General features: G+C 70.5%; 14 protein-coding genes. 6 read left to right on the top strand and 8 right to left on the bottom strand.

Going from position 1 to position 15,302, the window contains the following annotated elements; translation table 11 throughout:
- Positions 1-4 precede the first annotated feature (4 nt).
- Both ABT061_RS15445 and hemE read left to right on the top strand, forming a co-directional pair.
- Positions 5-130 (top strand): hypothetical protein, encoded by a 126-nt coding sequence (locus tag ABT061_RS15445; RefSeq protein WP_350917080.1) that lies wholly within the window; start codon positions 5-7, stop codon positions 128-130.
- 420 nt (positions 131-550) lie between these two features.
- Entirely contained in the window at positions 551-1,588 is a 1,038-nt protein-coding gene (gene hemE / locus ABT061_RS15440) for a uroporphyrinogen decarboxylase (RefSeq protein ID WP_350917077.1), read from the top strand.
- A gap of 40 nt (positions 1,589-1,628) precedes the next feature.
- On the opposite strand, the gene ABT061_RS15435 is transcribed toward hemE, so the two are convergent.
- Positions 1,629-2,642 (bottom strand): DUF4349 domain-containing protein, encoded by a 1,014-nt coding sequence (locus tag ABT061_RS15435; RefSeq protein WP_350917074.1) that lies wholly within the window; start codon positions 2,640-2,642, stop codon positions 1,629-1,631.
- 147 nt (positions 2,643-2,789) lie between these two features.
- Between ABT061_RS15435 and hemG the strand changes: the two genes are divergently transcribed.
- The 3 genes from hemG to ABT061_RS15420 all read left to right on the top strand — a co-directional run bounded on the left by hemG (position 2,790) and on the right by ABT061_RS15420 (position 5,773).
- Positions 2,790-4,232, top strand: a complete 1,443-nt coding sequence (hemG, locus tag ABT061_RS15430) for a protoporphyrinogen oxidase (protein WP_350917071.1) — start codon at positions 2,790-2,792, stop codon at positions 4,230-4,232.
- Complete coding sequence (gene hemQ, locus ABT061_RS15425) at positions 4,196-4,936, top strand: hydrogen peroxide-dependent heme synthase (RefSeq protein WP_502991445.1); 741 nt, start codon at positions 4,196-4,198, stop codon at positions 4,934-4,936. Before hemG ends, hemQ begins: the two co-directional genes overlap by 37 nt.
- Before the next feature lie 261 nt (positions 4,937-5,197).
- Positions 5,198-5,773 (top strand): hypothetical protein, encoded by a 576-nt coding sequence (locus ABT061_RS15420; RefSeq protein WP_350917068.1) that lies wholly within the window; start codon positions 5,198-5,200, stop codon positions 5,771-5,773.
- A 264-nt stretch (positions 5,774-6,037) separates the two neighbouring features.
- On the opposite strand, the gene msrB is transcribed toward ABT061_RS15420, so the two are convergent.
- The 5 genes from msrB to ABT061_RS15395 all read right to left on the bottom strand — a co-directional run bounded on the left by msrB (position 6,038) and on the right by ABT061_RS15395 (position 11,862).
- Positions 6,038-6,439 (bottom strand): peptide-methionine (R)-S-oxide reductase MsrB, encoded by a 402-nt coding sequence (msrB, locus tag ABT061_RS15415; protein WP_343967498.1) that lies wholly within the window; start codon positions 6,437-6,439, stop codon positions 6,038-6,040.
- Positions 6,440-6,955: 516 nt separating this feature from the next.
- Complete coding sequence (locus tag ABT061_RS15410) at positions 6,956-9,103, bottom strand: acyl-CoA dehydrogenase family protein (RefSeq protein WP_350917064.1); 2,148 nt, start codon at positions 9,101-9,103, stop codon at positions 6,956-6,958.
- Between the two features lie 61 nt (positions 9,104-9,164).
- Entirely contained in the window at positions 9,165-10,604 is a 1,440-nt protein-coding gene (locus tag ABT061_RS15405) for an aldehyde dehydrogenase family protein (RefSeq protein WP_350917061.1), read from the bottom strand.
- Positions 10,605-10,686: 82 nt separating this feature from the next.
- On the bottom strand, positions 10,687-11,058 hold the full coding sequence (locus ABT061_RS15400) for a hypothetical protein (RefSeq protein ID WP_350917058.1): 372 nt from the start codon (positions 11,056-11,058) through the stop codon (positions 10,687-10,689).
- 66 nt (positions 11,059-11,124) lie between these two features.
- Complete coding sequence (locus ABT061_RS15395) at positions 11,125-11,862, bottom strand: pyrimidine reductase family protein (RefSeq protein WP_350917055.1); 738 nt, start codon at positions 11,860-11,862, stop codon at positions 11,125-11,127.
- Positions 11,863-11,988: 126 nt separating this feature from the next.
- On the opposite strand from ABT061_RS15395, the gene ABT061_RS15390 reads away from it, so the two are divergent.
- On the top strand, positions 11,989-12,393 hold the full coding sequence (locus ABT061_RS15390) for a hypothetical protein (protein WP_350917052.1): 405 nt from the start codon (positions 11,989-11,991) through the stop codon (positions 12,391-12,393).
- Between the two features lie 19 nt (positions 12,394-12,412).
- Here ABT061_RS15390 and glgX read toward each other — a convergent pair whose 3' ends face one another.
- Together glgX and ABT061_RS15380 are read right to left on the bottom strand one after the other, a co-directional pair.
- Positions 12,413-14,533: a glycogen debranching protein GlgX gene (glgX, locus tag ABT061_RS15385; RefSeq protein ID WP_350917049.1), complete on the bottom strand. Its 2,121-nt coding sequence runs from the start codon at positions 14,531-14,533 to the stop codon at positions 12,413-12,415.
- Between the two features lie 256 nt (positions 14,534-14,789).
- Positions 14,790-15,218 carry an OsmC family protein gene (locus ABT061_RS15380; RefSeq protein WP_343967483.1) on the bottom strand — a complete coding sequence of 143 codons (429 nt, stop codon included), beginning with the start codon at positions 15,216-15,218 and terminating at the stop codon, positions 14,790-14,792.
- Positions 15,219-15,302: the final 84 nt, after the last annotated feature.

Here is a 15,302-nt window from a genome sequence, read left to right as displayed (position 1 = left end):
ACGTGTGACCGCGCTCGGCGCCGGTCCGTTCCGGGCGTTCAGGCCGACCGTGATCGACGGGGCGGGATTGTCGTTCGGGAACCCGCACGCGGGCGCAGGAGGCACGGTGCTCACCGCGACGTTCGGGTGAACTCCACATGGTGGACATCGCACGGGCCTTTCGTCGGGTCGTGGTCCGACGTTGGCACGTCGCGCCGACATTTCCGCGCAGCGTGCTCGGCGTGTCCCCAAAGTGGTGCAGGAATCGATGCCGCGCGGTGACTTGGCGAACATTTGGACCAGCCGGGGGCCGGTCCAGGATCACCGATGGGAGGAACTGTACCCGGAAACATGATCGCTTCGTGCCGCGCGGTGCCATCCGGCTGGTGCCAACATCGGATTTCAGCGGACGAAGCTCTCGAAACCGGTAAGACAGTATCGTTGTCATCACTTGACGGTGCCAGGGTGGTGTGAGGTGCAATCTCATTGAATAACTGGTGATTTCGGGCTGATCTCACCGGTCGGCGACCGTGGTGAGCCGACCGGTCACCGGGCATGGCACCCTGGTGGGGTGACTTCCGAGCTCGCCGACTCCGCTTTCCTGCGCGCCTGCCGCCGCCGGCCCGTATCCCACACACCGGTGTGGTTCATGCGCCAGGCAGGTCGCTCGCTGCCCGAGTACCGGGCGCTCCGCGCGGGGGTGTCGATGCTCACGGCCTGCGCCACCCCCGACCTGGTCGTGGAGATCACGATGCAGCCGGTCCGCCGCTACGGCGTGGACGCGGCCATCCTCTTCAGTGACATCGTCGTCCCGCTCAGGGCGATCGGCGTCGACCTCGACATCAAGCCCGGCATCGGCCCGGTGGTGGCCGCGCCGATCAGGGATGCCAGGGCGGCCGAGGCGCTGCGCCCGATCGAGCCGGACGACGTCTCCTACATCACCGAGGCGGTCCAGGCGCTGACGAAGGAGCTGGGCGCGACCCCGCTCATCGGTTTCGCGGGAGCGCCCTTCACCCTGGCCTCCTACCTCATCGAGGGCGGCCCTTCCAAGAACCACGACCACACCAAGGCCATGATGTACGGCGAGCCGGGCCTCTGGCACGCCCTCATGGATCGGCTGACCGAGATCACCCTGGGGTTCCTGCGCGTGCAGCTCGCTGCGGGAGCCTCCGCCGTCCAGCTCTTCGACTCCTGGGTCGGCGCGGTGTCGCCCGACGACTACCGCGAGTTCGTCCTCCCCTACACCAGCCGGATCTTTGACGGCCTGGCCGGTCTGGACGTGCCGCGCATCCACTTCGGCGTCGGCACCGGAGAGCTGCTCGGCCTGCTCGGTGAGGCGGGGGCCGACGTGGTGGGCGTCGACTGGCGAGTCCCGCTCGACGAGGCCGCCCGGAGGGTCGGCCCGGGCAAGGCGCTGCAGGGCAATCTGGACCCGGCGATCCTGCTCGCCCCCTGGGAGGTCGTGAAGCGCCGCGCGGGCGACATTCTCACCCGCGCGGCCAAGGTCGAGGGACATGTGTTCAACCTGGGGCACGGCGTGCTGCCGGGCACCGACCCCGACCAGCTGGCCCGCCTCACCGACTTCGTCCACGAGGCCTCCGCCCGCTGATCGTCCCCGGCGCCGGTGCACTGTCACCACTCGCCTGGGACTAGGGACGCCCGTCCGCCCCCTCGGATTCGTCCTCTCCCCGAGGATCGCTCGCGGGGAGAGGCTCCTCGTCGGGATCGGGCTCCGGGTCCTCGGAGCCCGCGGCGAGCGGCCGCTCCCCGTTCCTCCTGCGGCGGAGCAGGAAGGCGGTCAGCAGCCAGGCCGGGACGATCACGATCAGCCAGGGAAGCAGCACGCCCAGGAGCGTCAGGCCGTGCTTGACCGCGACGACGAAAGCCTTCCAGCCCGTCCGCAGGCCACCGAGGAAGCCGGCGGGCTCGTCGTCCTCCTTCTTCTGCACCACGGCCGCCGGGCCGACCAGGTTCAGCGTCAGCGTCGCCGCACTGGTCTGCGAGGCGAGGGTCTTCTGCCTGGCCTGCAGGGACTCCAGCTCGCTCTCGCGGTTGGAGACCTCCCGCTCCACCTTGAGCACCTCACCGATGGTGTTGGCCCGCTTCAGCAGCGTGCGCAGGGAGTCGAGCGCGGCCTTGGCCGACTTCAGGCGGCTCTCCACGTCGGCCACCTGCTCGGTGACGTCCTCGGTGTTCTGCCGGAGCGACTCGCGCGTGCCCAGCTCCTTGCCCAGGCGGTCGAGCGCGCCCGGATAGTTCCCCGGCGGGATCTTGAAGACCAGCGTCGCGGAGCCCTCGCCGTCGGAGTGGGCGTCGGAGTTCTCCATGGCCAGGTAGCCGCCCGCGGCGGTGACGATCTGCCGTGCCCGGTCGGCCGCCGCGGTGACCTCCTTCGCCCTGATCGTCATCTCCGCCGTGTAGACGATCGCCCGGTCCTGCGGGACGATCTTCACCTGGCCGGTCTGCGGGGAGCCGCCCCCGGCCTGCCCCGCGCTCTCGGAAAGCACCACGCTGGCCTGGCTGCTCGCCTGCACGTCGGCCGCGGGTGCCGCCGCTCCTTCGTAGGACGTGGACTGTAAAGAACCCCCGCCGCAGGCGGACACCAACAGCGTCAGGCCCGTCAAGAAGACCGCCAGGCGCGGGCCGTACCGGAATCTGCTCATGAATCTCATGACGGCGGGTGCGGTGGCGGGGTTCGGTGCGGGGCAGTCACGATGGCGTCACGTTCTGCGCGCCGTCGGGTCACGGGGAGGGTGGGGCGCCGAGGTGGGAGACGGGACCGGGGGGGTGGACCGGTACGGTCAGGAGTCATGGAAGGCAACCGGAGGCATGTGGTGGTCGTCGGCGGCGGGATCGCCGGACTGGCCGCCGCGTGGCATCTGCGTCAGGGCGGCGAGAACCTGCGGGTGACCGTCCTCGAAGGCGCCCCGCGGGTCGGGGGCAAGCTGCACGCCACCGAGGTGGCGGGCGTCGCGATGGACGCGGGGGCCGAGGCGATGCTCGCCCGGCGGCCCGAGGGCAAGGAACTGGCCAGGATGGTCGGGCTGGGCGAGGAGTTGCGGCTCCCCGGCACCACCCAGGCGGCCATCCTGACCCGGGGCGCGCTGCGGCCCATGCCCAAGGGGCACGTCATGGGCGTGCCGTCCGACCCTCTCGCGCTGGCGAGGTCGGGGATCCTTTCCCCCGGGGGGCTGGCCAGGGTGGCGCTGGACCGGATCCTCCCGGCGACGCGGGTCACCACCGACGTGTCGGTGGCAGCCTACATCCGGGCCAGGATGGGCGGCGAGGTGGTCGACCGGCTCGTCGAGCCGCTGCTCGGCGGTGTCTACGCGGGCAGGACCGAGCGGCTCTCGCTGGACGCGACCATGCCGGGGATCGCCATCGCGGCCAGGACCGAGCGGTCGCTGCTCGCCGCGGCCGGGGAGATCGCCGCGGACGCCCCGAAGGACGCGGGGCCGGTCTTCACCACCCTGAGCCGGGGGATGGGCAGCCTCCCCGAGGCCGTCGCCGCCGCCTCCGGGGCCGAGATCAGGACCGGCGTCATGGTCAGGGAGCTGCGGCGGACCGAGGGCGGCTGGAAGCTGGTGGCCGGACCCACCAGGGAGCCGGAGACGATCGAGGCCGACGCGGTGATCATCGCCGTTCCCGCTCCGGCGGCGAGCCGGCTGCTCGCGGAGGAGGTGCCCCAGGCCGCCGCGGAGCTGGCCAGGATCGAGTACGCCAGCATGGCCGTCGTCACCCTCGCCTACCCGCGGGAGGCGTTTCCCCGGCCGCCGTCCGGCAGCGGCTACCTGGTTCCGGCCGTCGACGGGCGCCCGATCAAGGCCGCCACGTTCAGTTCGGTCAAGTGGCCGCACCTGGCGGAGACCGATCCCGACCTGGTCCTGCTGCGCTGCTCGATCGGCAGGCTCGGCGAGGAGGCGGTGCTCCAGCGCGACGACGCGGAACTGGTCGCGCTGGCGATGGCCGAGATGGTCGAGGTCATGGGCGTGCGCGGGCTGCCCCGCGACTCGCGGGTGACCCGCTGGGGCGGTGCCCTGCCGCAGTACGAGGTGGGTCACCTCGACCGGGTGGCGCGCATCCGGGCGGCCGTCGCGGTTTCGCCGGGGCTGGCGCTGTGCGGCGCCGCCTACGACGGCCTTGGCATCCCCGCCTGCGTCTCCACGGCGCGCACCGCGGCAGCCCGGATTCTCGACCACCTGGACCCCACGGGAGAATGGCAGGACAGAACCGATTTGCTGACGAAGGGGTGAGGACGACGGACGGGAACCCGCGGCCCAAGGCACGAGACCTGAACCAGGTGATCCGCTACACGATGTGGTCGGTCTTCAGACTGAGCGAGCGCTGCCCGGGGCACCGTGAGGGCATGGCCGCCGAGGTCGAGGAGCTCTTGGCCCAGATGGAGCGCAAGGACGTGGTCACCCGCGGCCTGTACGACGTGGCGGGCTTCCGCGCCGACGCCGACTTCATGTTCTGGTGGCACGCTCCGACCTCCGAGGATCTGCAGGAGACCTACTCCCGCTTCCGCCGTACCGGCCTGGGGCGGCTGTCCGAGCCGGTCTGGTCGGCCATGGCGCTGCACCGTCCGGCCGAGTTCAACAAGTCGCACATCCCGGCCTTCCTGGCCGAGGAGGAGCCTCGTGCGTACGTGAGCGTCTACCCGTTCGTGCGCTCTCTGGAGTGGTACCTGCTGGACGACGCGGACCGCCGCCGGATGCTCGCCGAGCACGGCAGGATGGCTCGCGACTACCCGGACGTGCGTGCCAACACGGTGGCGTGCTTCTCGCTGAACGACTACGAGTGGATGCTGGCGTTCGAGGCCGACGAACTGCACCGCATCGTCGACCTGATGCGCACCCTGCGCGGCGCGGAGGCGCGGCGGCACACCCGGGTGGAGATCCCCTTCTACACCGGTGTCCGCAAGCCGCTCAGCGAGCTGATCGCCGCGCTGCCGTAGCCTCCGGGAGCCCGTCGCCGCGGAGTCCGGTCGGCGGCGGGACTCCTGCTCCGTGAGATGAAGGGCGTGTCTCCTGTGACGGCTCGCCGAAAATAATCCCGCGTAGCTCTCTTTGCCATCCCTTGCCTTTGTCATACTCGTGGAAAATCACCTGTCTATGTGAGGCCAAGGGTGAAAAGGGGCGAAGGTCTGGCACGGTCCAGGCGGCGTACTCGGGGACGTCGGAGAAAGAAGTCTCGCTCACGGCTCCTTGAGGTCTCGGTGGGCGCCGCCGCGCTGGTGGTGGGGGCGTTCGCGGTGAGCGGGCTGTGGTCTTCCGGGGAGACGGCTCCGGGGAGCGAGGCGGCTCGGGTGCCTGCCTCCGGTGCTCCGCCCGCCGCGGCGCCGCAGGGGGACCCGGTGGCGGGCGCGGTGGTGGCCGCCGAGCTGGACGGGAAGAGCAAGGGGGGCGCCGAGCAGGACGCGAAGTCCGCCAAGGCGGAGAAGAAGCGCCAGAAGGACAGTGAGGCCGAGGCGTCGGGGCCTTCCAAGCACACCGACAAGAAGGCGTTGGCCTACTTCGAGAGCCGCAAGGTGACCAAGCGGGTCAGGGATATCCGAATGGTCGGTGGCTATCTACGGATATATACGGACCTGCCGGAATCGGCGGACAACTCGAAGCAGGCGATCAAGCTGTGCGAGGCGGGCGTCGACTATCTCGTCGGAGAGCTCGGCATGCCCAACCCCGTGGTCTTCGTCCAGGCCGAGTTCGGAGAGAACGGCAACCCGGTCCTGGCCAACGTCCTCGGCCCTGACGACCCCGACTGCCGCGTCACCTACCCCAAGCCGAAGCGCTAGTCCGCGCGGTGCCCGGGCCGGGTCACCCGGACCCTGGTCCTGCCGCAGATCGAACAGCGCTGGGTGATCACCCGGCCGATGGTCTCAACGATCTCCCACTTGTGGCGGAGATGCACGGGGGCTCCTTGGGCAGACACGCTACGGAGATCTGTGAATACTTTGCGTGAGGTCGCTCTGCCCCTTCCTGCGCCTCACTAACCTCCGGGATGGACCGATCCGGCTGTCTTCGCGCGTCGCGGACCGGCCGGATCGCGACGCGGTGGCCTACTCGGCGGGCTCAAGCCTCAGTGAGACGGAGTTGATGCAGTAGCGGTCGTCGGTGGGCGTGCCGTAGCCCTCGCCGTGGAACACGTGGCCGAGATGTGAGTCGCAGGTCGCGCACCGGACCTCGACGCGGACCATGCCCATCGAGCGGTCCTCGATCAGCGTCACCGCGTCGGACTTCGACGGCTCGTAGAAGCTCGGCCAGCCGCAGTGGCTGTCGAATTTGGTGTCGGACCGGAACAGCTCGGTGCCGCAGGCCCGGCAGCTGTAGACGCCCACGGTCTTGGTGTCGACGTACTCCCCGGTGAAGGGGCGCTCGGTCCCGGCCTGGCGAAGCACGCGGAACTCCTCGGGAGAGAGCTGGACGCGCCACTCGGCGTCGCTCTTTACCACCTTGTCCATCACATCAGCCTATGCGGTCGCCGTGGCGTGTGGAGGGGCGAGGCCCGGGGTTGCCCCGTTCGGAAAAATCTTGACGGGCGAAGCATCCTTTGATGACCGTTTTGGCGTCTTTAAAAGTGTGGAGGGTGGTTCACCTTCCCGTTGAGGGGTGAGATCACCTGCCCGGTCGCCCACGTTCCGCGGGCCGGCCGGAATGCCGCCGTCCGGGTGGCGCGCCAGCGCCTGGGCCCGGTGGGCATGAGGCAGGTGATCATACGGTCCGCCCCGTCGAGTGCCCGGTCCCGCCGCCGTGGCGGCTCCGGGGCGGACCTGCCCTCCCGCCCGGCCTCCGGCTTGTTCTGTAGGGTTGCCTCCACGTGGCGAGCCGCCGCTCGCGATCCGTCTCCGGCTCCTTTGGGACGAACTTCCCTGGTCGACCACAGTGACGATCCGTCCTCCGTCGACTCCCGCCCGGCTGGGCGCCCCTCACCTCACCTCGGCTGGCCGGCCACCCGCGCCTGAACGGCGGCCCCGGGCTCAGGGGTCACGGGGGAGGCCCAGCGCGCGCTCGGCGATGATGTTGAGCTGGACCTCCGTGGTGCCGCCACCGATGGTGAAGGCGCGGGTGGCGAGGACCATGCGGTTCCAGTACGGCGAGCCCGGCGCGATGGACCAGCAGAACTCCGACACCGCCTGGGAGTGGCGCATCCCCAGCAGCTTGCGGACGCTGGAGGCGGTGCCGGAGTCGCTCCCGGCCAGCTGGGAGAGCGTCACGCGCAGGCCCAGGGCGGAGATGGCCTGCCCCGACGCCCACAGGCGGCCCGCCTCCTCCAGGGCGGAGGGGCGGAGCGCCCCGGGGCCGCCCAGGGTGTCGATCAGGGCGACCATGTCGGTGTGCCGGGAGCCGGGCCCCCAGGAGTCACCCAGGGCGACGCGCTCGTGGGAGAGGGTGTCGCGGGCGACCCGCCAGCCCGCGTTGACCTGGCCGACGACCAGGTCGTCAGGGACGAAGACGTCGTCCAGGAAGACCTCGTTGAAGATCTCGTCGCCGTTGATCTCCTTCAGCGGGCGGACGGTGACGCCGGGGGAGGACATGTCGACCAGGAAGTAGGTGATGCCCTCGTGCTTGGGGGCGTCGGGGTCGGTTCTGGCCAGGCAGATCGCCCACTGCGCCCACTGCGCGAGGGAGGTCCAGATCTTCTGGCCGTTCAGCGACCAGCCGCCCTCCACCCGCACGGCCCTCGTGGACAGCGAGGCGAGGTCGGAGCCCGCGCCGGGCTCGCTGAAGAGCTGGCACCATGTGATCTCGCGGGTGAACGTGCCAGGCAGGAAGCGTTCCTGCTGCTCAGGGGTGCCGTAGCGGACAATGGAGGGGACCGCCCAGGCGGCGATGCCGAGATTGGGGCGTTTGACATCCCTGAACTCCTGGTGGATGACCACCTGTTCCAGCGGGGAGGCTCCGCGCCCCCACGGCCTGGGCAGGTGCGGCATGATCCAGCCCTCGGAGGCGATGCGACCGCGCCTGACCTCCCGCTCCTCGGCGGCCAGTGACGCGGCCTCCGCCCTGATCCGGTGCCGCAGTTCCCCGGCCTCCTCGGGCAGGTCCGGTTCCATCGGCCGCCGCGCCCCGGCCACCGCCATCCTGGCCACCCGCTCGGCCCACTCCCCGGCGTCGCCGCTCAGCGCCCGCAGGCAGAGCGCGCGGCGGTAGTAGAGGTGGGCGTCGTGCTCGAAGGTGTAGCCGATGCCGCCCAGCACCTGGATCGCGTCCGCCGCGCACCGTACGGCGGCGTCCGCGGCGAGCACCCCGGCCACCCCCACCGCCAGCGCGATCTCGTCCTCCGGATCGACACCGGCCGTCTGGGCGGCCCCGTCGAGGGCACGGGCGGCGTCCCAGACAGCGGCGCGGGCTTGTTCGAGGGCGACGAGCATGGCCGCGCACCTGTGTTTCACCCCCTGGAACTGGCCGATCGGGCGTCCGAACTGCTCCCGTACCCGGGCGTACTCGGCGGCGGTGGACACCGCCCACGCCGCCACGCCGCAGGCCTCCGCCCCGAGCAGGACGGCGGCCAGGTCCGAGACGAGGCGGGAGGTCACGCCGCCCAGCACGCGCTCCTGGGGCACGGCCGTCACCGTCACTGTCACCGCCGCCAGTGGCCGCGTCAGGTCGATGCCGTCGACCGCCTTGGCCGAGCAGTCGCCGGGGTCGAGCGCGGCCCACCGGCCGCCGGGAAGCGGGACCACGAACACCCCGGCATCCGCGGACCCGAGCACGGTCAGGGCGGTCGGCCCGGTCGCGTCCGCCGCGCTCGTCGTGGCCGTACGGGCACCGCCGGGCAAGGCGATCGCGGCGGTCAGCGTGCCGTCCGCCAGTGCCCGCAGCAGGTCGTGGTGGGGGGACGGCGCGGGGGCGGCGCGGGCGATGACGGCCGAGGCCAGGACCGTGGGCAGGTGGGAACCCGGCGTGCAGTGCTCGCCGAGCGCCTCCAGGGCGACCGCCAGCTCCCGCAGGCCGCCGCCCTGTCCTCCGTAGGCCTCGGGCAGATGAAGCCCGAGCAGGCCCTGCGCGGCCAGCGCGGCGCGGAACGGCTCGTGGTCCATGCCGCGCGTCGCGATGTTCCGTCCGGCGAAGCCGTGGACGGAGACGGCCAGCGCCCGGTGCTCCTCGGTGATCGCGATTCCCATGCCCAGACTCTAGAACCATATTCGGTTTCTGGTAAAGGGCCTGCCCGGCGGGGCTCACCGGTCAGATATGGATGATCGCGGCCTTCTCCCTGGTGTACTCCAGCACGGCGTCGTGCCCGTACCCGGAGTCCTTGACGCCGCCGAACGGCAGCCCCGGGGGCATCTGGCGGAAGGTGTTGACCCAGACGGTGCCGCTCTGCAGGTCGCGGACGAACCTGTGGGCGCGGCCGAGGTCGCGGGTCCACACGCCGGCGGCAAGCCCGTAGGGGGAGTCGTTGGAGATCGCCAGAGCCTCCTGTTCGGTGTCGAAGGGGATGGCCACGGCCACCGGACCGAAGATCTCTTCCTGGCAGACACGCAGCGCGTTGTCGGAGGTGGTGAACAGGGTGGGGGCCACCCAGTAGCCGCCGGGCATGGACGGGACCACGTCGGCCCCCGTCCGGCCGCCGAACACCAGCTCGGCGCCCTCCTTCTCGGCGATCTCCAGGTAGGAGGCGACCCGCTCGTACTGCCCGGCCGAGACGATCGGGCCCATCGTGGTGGCCATGTCGAGCGGGTCGCCCAGCCGGACCTGCGAGGCGATGGCGGTGATCCGCCCGATCATCTCGTCCCAGACCGGCCGGTGGATCAGGATGCGGGACCCGGCCACGCAGACCTGTCCGGCGTTGCCGGTGTAGACCGAGTTGACGGTCACCCCCTGAGCGGCGGCGTCCAGGTCGGCGTCGGAGAACACGATGTTCGGTGACTTGCCGCCCAGCTCGAACGTCAGCGGCTTGAGGTGGTCGGCCGAGGCCCGGGTGATCGCCTGCCCGGTCTGGGTGGAGCCGGTGAGGCTGATCTTGTTGACCCCGCGGTGCCTGACCAGCGGGTCGCCGACGTCCTCACCGAGGCCGCTGACGATGTTGAGCACGCCGGGCGGGAGCACCTCGGCCAGCAGTTCGCCGAGGCGCAGCACCGAGGCGCAGGCCTGCTCGGCGGGCTTGACGATCACGGTGTTCCCCGCGGCCAGCGCGTAGGCCGCCTTGGCGGAGAACGTCGAGATGGGGGAGTTCCACGGGATGACGCAGAGCGCCACTCCGTACGGCTCGCGACGGGTGAGACCCAGGCTGTCCGGGCCGAGGATCACCGTCTCGCCCTTGACCGCGTCGAGCACCTGCCCGGCGGCGATCTGCCACAGGTGGGTCATGCCGGGCAGGTCCTTCTTCAGCGTGTCCCGCAGGATGCGCCCGTTGTCCCTGGTCTCGATCCTGGCCAGTTCCTCGGCGTGCCGGGCGAAGACCTCCGACACCCCGCGCAGGAAGTGCGCCCGGCCGAGTGCGGGCATGGCGGACCAGGAGGGGAAGGCCGTGCGCGCCGCCGCGACGGCGGCCTCCGCGTCGGCCCTGCCGCTCGCCGGGACTCGGGCCCAGACCTCGCCGGTGGCGGGGTTGACGGAGTCCAGCGTGCGGCCGTCGGCCGCGGCCACCAGGCGGCCGCCGATCAGATTGCGGTACTCGTCCACTCATCACTCCCGCGTCAGCCGTACCGGAAACTTGCCCAAGCGTACGCTTGCTTGACGTGGAAGTGGAAGCGGGCGGCGGCGGTCAGCCCTGGCGCCGCCGCGCGAGGGCGAACGACAGGTTCACGCTGATGATGCCGACCCACACGAGCACCAGGATGAACGCGAGGATCGAGTCGCCCAGGCCGGAGAAGGCCAGCCCGATCGTCGCGGGTATCCCGGTCGCCAGGGAGACGATCGCCAGCGCCAGCCGCTGCCCGGCGTCCAGGGAGGGACGGACCGCAGGGCTCTCCTTGCGGGCGCGGGCGGCGAGCCGGTCGTCCACCCGCTTGTCGATCTCCCGGTCCATCTTCTCCAGGAAACCCTCGACGAGGGAGTCTTCGTATTCCGGTCCGAGGTCCCGGCGGGCCTCGAGCGAGGCGCGCAATTCGTCACCGGAGGAGGATGATCGTTCCATGGTCGAGATATATCGTTTCTCTAGAGGTATGTCCACATGAATCATGGAACGCCGGGACCTTCGGCGCTAGAGGGCTCCGGCCTTCTCGTCTCGCCGGACGTACCGCGTGAAGAGAAACCCCTCGTCCTCCAGCACGTGGGCCAGGCGCAGGGGGGTGAGCGAGGGAGGGCCGTCGAGGGCACGGGCGGCGTCCCCGCCGATCAGCAGCGGGCTCACCGTGAGACAGAGCTCGTCGACCAGGTCCGCGGCGGCCAGCTGGGCGTTGGTCTTCGGGCCGCCCTCGCAGAGCACCCGGCTCAGGCCGCGCTCGCGGAGCGCCGCCATCGCCAGCACCGGATCCACCCGCTCGCCCCCGGCCACGATCACCTCGGCACACCTGGTGGCCTCCTCGCGGCGCTCCTTGGGGGCGGCCCCGCAGGTGATGACGATGGTCCGGGCGTACGGTTCCGCCTCGGTGAACAGCGGGCCCGACAGGTCGAGGTCGAGCCTGCGAGTGATCACCGCCACCGGCGGGGCGGCCGGGCGGCCCTCGCGCAGCCCCTGCCACGACGGCCTGGGCCGTGCCGGGCCGTACCCCTCGGCCCGTACGGTCGCCGCACCGGCCACGACGACGTCGGCCAGCCCGCGCAGCGTCCAGAAGACCTGGCGGTCGCCCCTGCCGGACAGCCCGCCCGACAGTCCCTTCAGCCAGGTACCGCCGTCGGCGCTGGCGACCATGTTGATCCGCAGGCAGGGGCCGGCCGGGTAGGCGTAGGCACGGACGAGGTCGACCTCGTCCGAGGTCTCGGGGTGAATAAGGCGCATTCTCCTACCTTCGCATGGAAACGACCTGTGAGTTCTCCCGGAGCGTTCGATACTGGATCTGAGGGCTGGGGTGACTCGGGGCGGCTCCCGGTACATGATTCGTTCCGGGAGACACGGGAGGGCTGTGTGGGGCTGGTCACGATCGTGACATGGTTGATCACCGCGATGGTCGGGATCTACCTGCTGTACCTGTGGCTCTCCGGGGGAGGGCTCCGCCAGCAGGCGACCAAGGTCACCCGCTTTCCCGCGCTGCTCATCTTCGCCCATCCGGCCCTGGCGGTGTCCGCCCTGGCCTGCTGGATCGTGTACGTACGCACCCTGGAGCCGGCCTTCGCCTGGCTGTCGTTCGGAGTCCTCGCGCTCTCCGCGCTGCTGGGCTTCACCATGTTCACCCGCTGGCTGGGCGGCGGACGCCACGCCCGCGGCGCCGAGCAGCGCTTCCCCATGGTCGCGGTCGTGCTGCACGGCGCGGCCGGCGTGGCGACGTTCGTGCTCGTCCTGCTCACCGCCGCGATCGCGTCAGGGGCCTGAAGGCCGCGAGCGGCCGGCCCTACGCCCGCTCGCAGTGCAGGATCTGCACCGAGCGGGCGGTCACCTCCACCGCGCTCTCGGCCGGCCAGGACTCCTGCGGAGGCGAGAGGAGCTCCGTCCCCTCGTCGGCGGTGTCCAGCACCCGCCGCCACCGCTTGCCGTACTTCGCCTCGGGGAGGGTGAAGATCATCTCCTCGTGGTGGGCGTTGATCAGGAGCAGGAACGAGTCGTCCGTGATCCGCTCGCCGCGGGTGCCCGGCTCGGTGATGGCGTCGCCGTTCAGGAAGACGGCCAGTGACTTGGCGTAGCCGGTGTGCCAGTCGCTCGCCGACATCTCCTCTCCCGACGGGGTGAGCCAGACGATGTCGCGGGTGCCGTCGTCGGCCTTGTGGCCGTGGAAGAAGCGGCGCCGCTGGAATACCGGGTGCTCGCGCCGCAGCTTGGAGAGGCTCCTGACGAAGTCGAGGAGGTCCGCCTCGCCGGAGGCCAGCGACCAGTCGATCCAGGAGATCTCGTTGTCCTGGCAGTAGGCGTTGTTGTTGCCGCCCTGGGTCCGGCCGAACTCGTCGCCGGCCAGCAGCATCGGCACGCCCTGGGAGATGAACAGGGTGACCAGGAAGTTACGGCGCTGGCGCCTGCGCAGGCTCACGATCCCCGGGTCCTCTGTGGGGCCCTCGACCCCGCAGTTCCACGACCGGTTGTCGTCGGTGCCGTCGCGGTTGTTCTCCTTGTTGGCCTCGTTGTGCTTGCGGTCGTAGGAGACCAGGTCGGTCAGGGTGAACCCGTCATGACAGGTGACGAAGTTGATGGAGGCCACGGGGCGGCGCCCCGAGGTGGCGTAGAGGTCGGCGGAGCCGGTCAGCCGGGAGGCGAACTCGGGCAGCGCGGACCCGCTGCCGCGCCAGAAGTCGCGGACGCTGTCGCGGTACTTGCCGTTCCACTCCATCCAGAGCGGCGGGAAGTTGCCGACCTGGTAGCCGCCGGGTCCCACGTCCCACGGCTCGGCGATCAGTTTCACCTGGGAGATCACCGGGTCCTGCTGGATCAGGTCGAAGAAGGCGCTCAGCCGGTCGACGTCGTGCAGCTCGCGGGCGAGGGCGGAGGCCAGGTCGAACCTGAAGCCGTCCACGTGCATCTCCAGGACCCAGTAGCGCAGCGAGTCCATGATCAGCTGGAGGGCGTGCGGCGAGCGGACGTTGAGGGAGTTCCCGCAGCCGGTGTAGTCGAGGTAGTAGCGCCGGTCGCCGTCGTGCAGGCGGTAGTACGCCCTGTTGTCGATGCCGCGGAAGCTCAGCGTCGGCCCCATGTGGTCACCCTCGGCGGTGTGGTTGTAGACCACGTCGAGGATGACCTCGATCCCCGCCTCGTGCAGCGCCCGTACCATCGCCTTGAACTCCTGCACCTGCTCGCCGCGCTGGCCCGAGGAGGAGTAGGCGGCGTGCGGGGCCAGGTAGGCGATCGTGTTGTAGCCCCAGTAGTTGGTCAGGCCCCTGGCGACCATCGCGTGCTCGGGCACGTACTGGTGCACCGGCATCAGCTCCACCGCGGTGACACCCAGGCTCAGCAGGTGGTCGATGACCGCGGGGTGGCCCAGTCCCGCGTAGGTGCCGCGCTTTTCTGCGGGCACCGCGGGGTGGCGCATGGTGAGCCCGCGGACATGCGCCTCGTAGATCACGGTCTGGTGGTACGGGGTCCGGGGCGGCCTGTCGTTTCCCCACTCGAAGAACGGGTTGACCACCACGTTCTTCGGCATGAAGGGGGCGGTGTCGGTGTCGTTGCGGCTGCCGGGATCGGTGAACCGGTAGGAGAAGAGCGCCTCGTTCCACTTCAGGTCGCCCTCGACGGCCTTGGCGTAGGGGTCGAGGAGCAGCTTGGAGGGGTTGCACCGGTCCCCCTGAGAGGGGTTGTAGGGACCGTGGACGCGGTAGCCGTACCGCTGTCCCGGCATGATCCCCGGGAGGTAGCCGTGCCAGACGAACCCGTCGACCTCGGTCAGCTCGACGCGTTCCTCGTGCCCGTCGTCCCCGAAAAGGCAGAGCTCGACGCGTTCGGCGGATTCGGAGAACAGGGAGAAGTTGGCGCCCACCCCGTCCCAGGTGCCGCCAAGCGGATAGGACTCTCCTGGCCAGACTTCGCGCATGTGCCCCTATTCTCCTCTGGTCGGGCCCCCTTGTGCAGGGTGTTCTCGCCCTTGTCACCTTAAGGTGGCGTTGAGGAGATTTGTCCTAGTCTTTCGGCGCGCCGTCCGTGACCATGCGTGTCCTGTGGGGCACGCATGGTCACGAAGGCGTGGTGATCACCCCGGCGCTGACCGCCCGGTGAGCGGCTCAACCGTGATCAGCCCGATCGTGGCCGGTCGGTCGTGATCGGCCATGACCGTGGGCGGCGGGCCGTGATCAGCTCAGCAGTTCGGCGTTGAGGCTGATCGTCGTGCCCGCGAGGGCCTTGCTCACCGGGCAGTTCGCCTTGGCCTTCTCGGCCGCCTCCTGGAACTGCTCGGCGGTCAGGCCGTCGACCTGGGCGCGGACCGAGATGACGATCCCGGTGATGCCCTCACCCGGCTGGAAGGTCACGTCGGCCTTGGTCTCCACGGTCTGCGGCGGGGTGCCCGCCTGGGCCAGCCCGTGGGACAGGGCCATCGAGAAGCACGAGGAGTGCGCGGCCGCGATGAGCTCCTCCGGAGAGGTCTTGCCGTTCGCCTGCTCGGCGCGGGAGGGCCAGGACACGTCGAACGTGCCCACCCCGGAGGAGTCGAGGGAGACGCTGCCCGCGCCCTCCATCAGCGAGCCCTTCCACTGGGTCGTCGCGGTACGTGTCGTCGCCATGGCGATCATCCTTTCGATCATGAAGAGTCAACCAGGACCGACCCTACTCGCCTCCCCGGAGCCAATGCCCGAACGGCCCCGCAA

It is taken from the genome of Streptosporangium sp. NPDC002544, from assembly GCF_040295965.1.
Lineage (GTDB): Bacteria > Actinomycetota > Actinomycetes > Streptosporangiales > Streptosporangiaceae > Streptosporangium.
This window is presented reverse-complemented; position numbering and strand designations above follow the sequence as displayed.

Coding starts and splice junctions, on each gene's coding strand:
- msrB (WP_343967498.1), bottom strand. CDS start 6,439: ATGGACAAGGTGGTAAAGAGCGACGCCGAGTGGCGCGTCCAGCTCTCT.
- ABT061_RS15395 (WP_350917055.1), bottom strand. CDS start 11,862: ATGCGCCTTATTCACCCCGAGACCTCGGACGAGGTCGACCTCGTCCGT.
- ABT061_RS15410 (WP_350917064.1), bottom strand. CDS start 9,103: ATGGGAATCGCGATCACCGAGGAGCACCGGGCGCTGGCCGTCTCCGTC.
- ABT061_RS15380 (WP_343967483.1), bottom strand. CDS start 15,218: ATGGCGACGACACGTACCGCGACGACCCAGTGGAAGGGCTCGCTGATG.
- glgX (WP_350917049.1), bottom strand. CDS start 14,533: ATGCGCGAAGTCTGGCCAGGAGAGTCCTATCCGCTTGGCGGCACCTGG.
- ABT061_RS15435 (WP_350917074.1), bottom strand. CDS start 2,642: ATGAGCAGATTCCGGTACGGCCCGCGCCTGGCGGTCTTCTTGACGGGC.
- hemG (WP_350917071.1), top strand. CDS start 2,790: ATGGAAGGCAACCGGAGGCATGTGGTGGTCGTCGGCGGCGGGATCGCC.
- ABT061_RS15400 (WP_350917058.1), bottom strand. CDS start 11,058: ATGGAACGATCATCCTCCTCCGGTGACGAATTGCGCGCCTCGCTCGAG.
- hemQ (WP_502991445.1), top strand. CDS start 4,196: ATGGCAGGACAGAACCGATTTGCTGACGAAGGGGTGAGGACGACGGAC.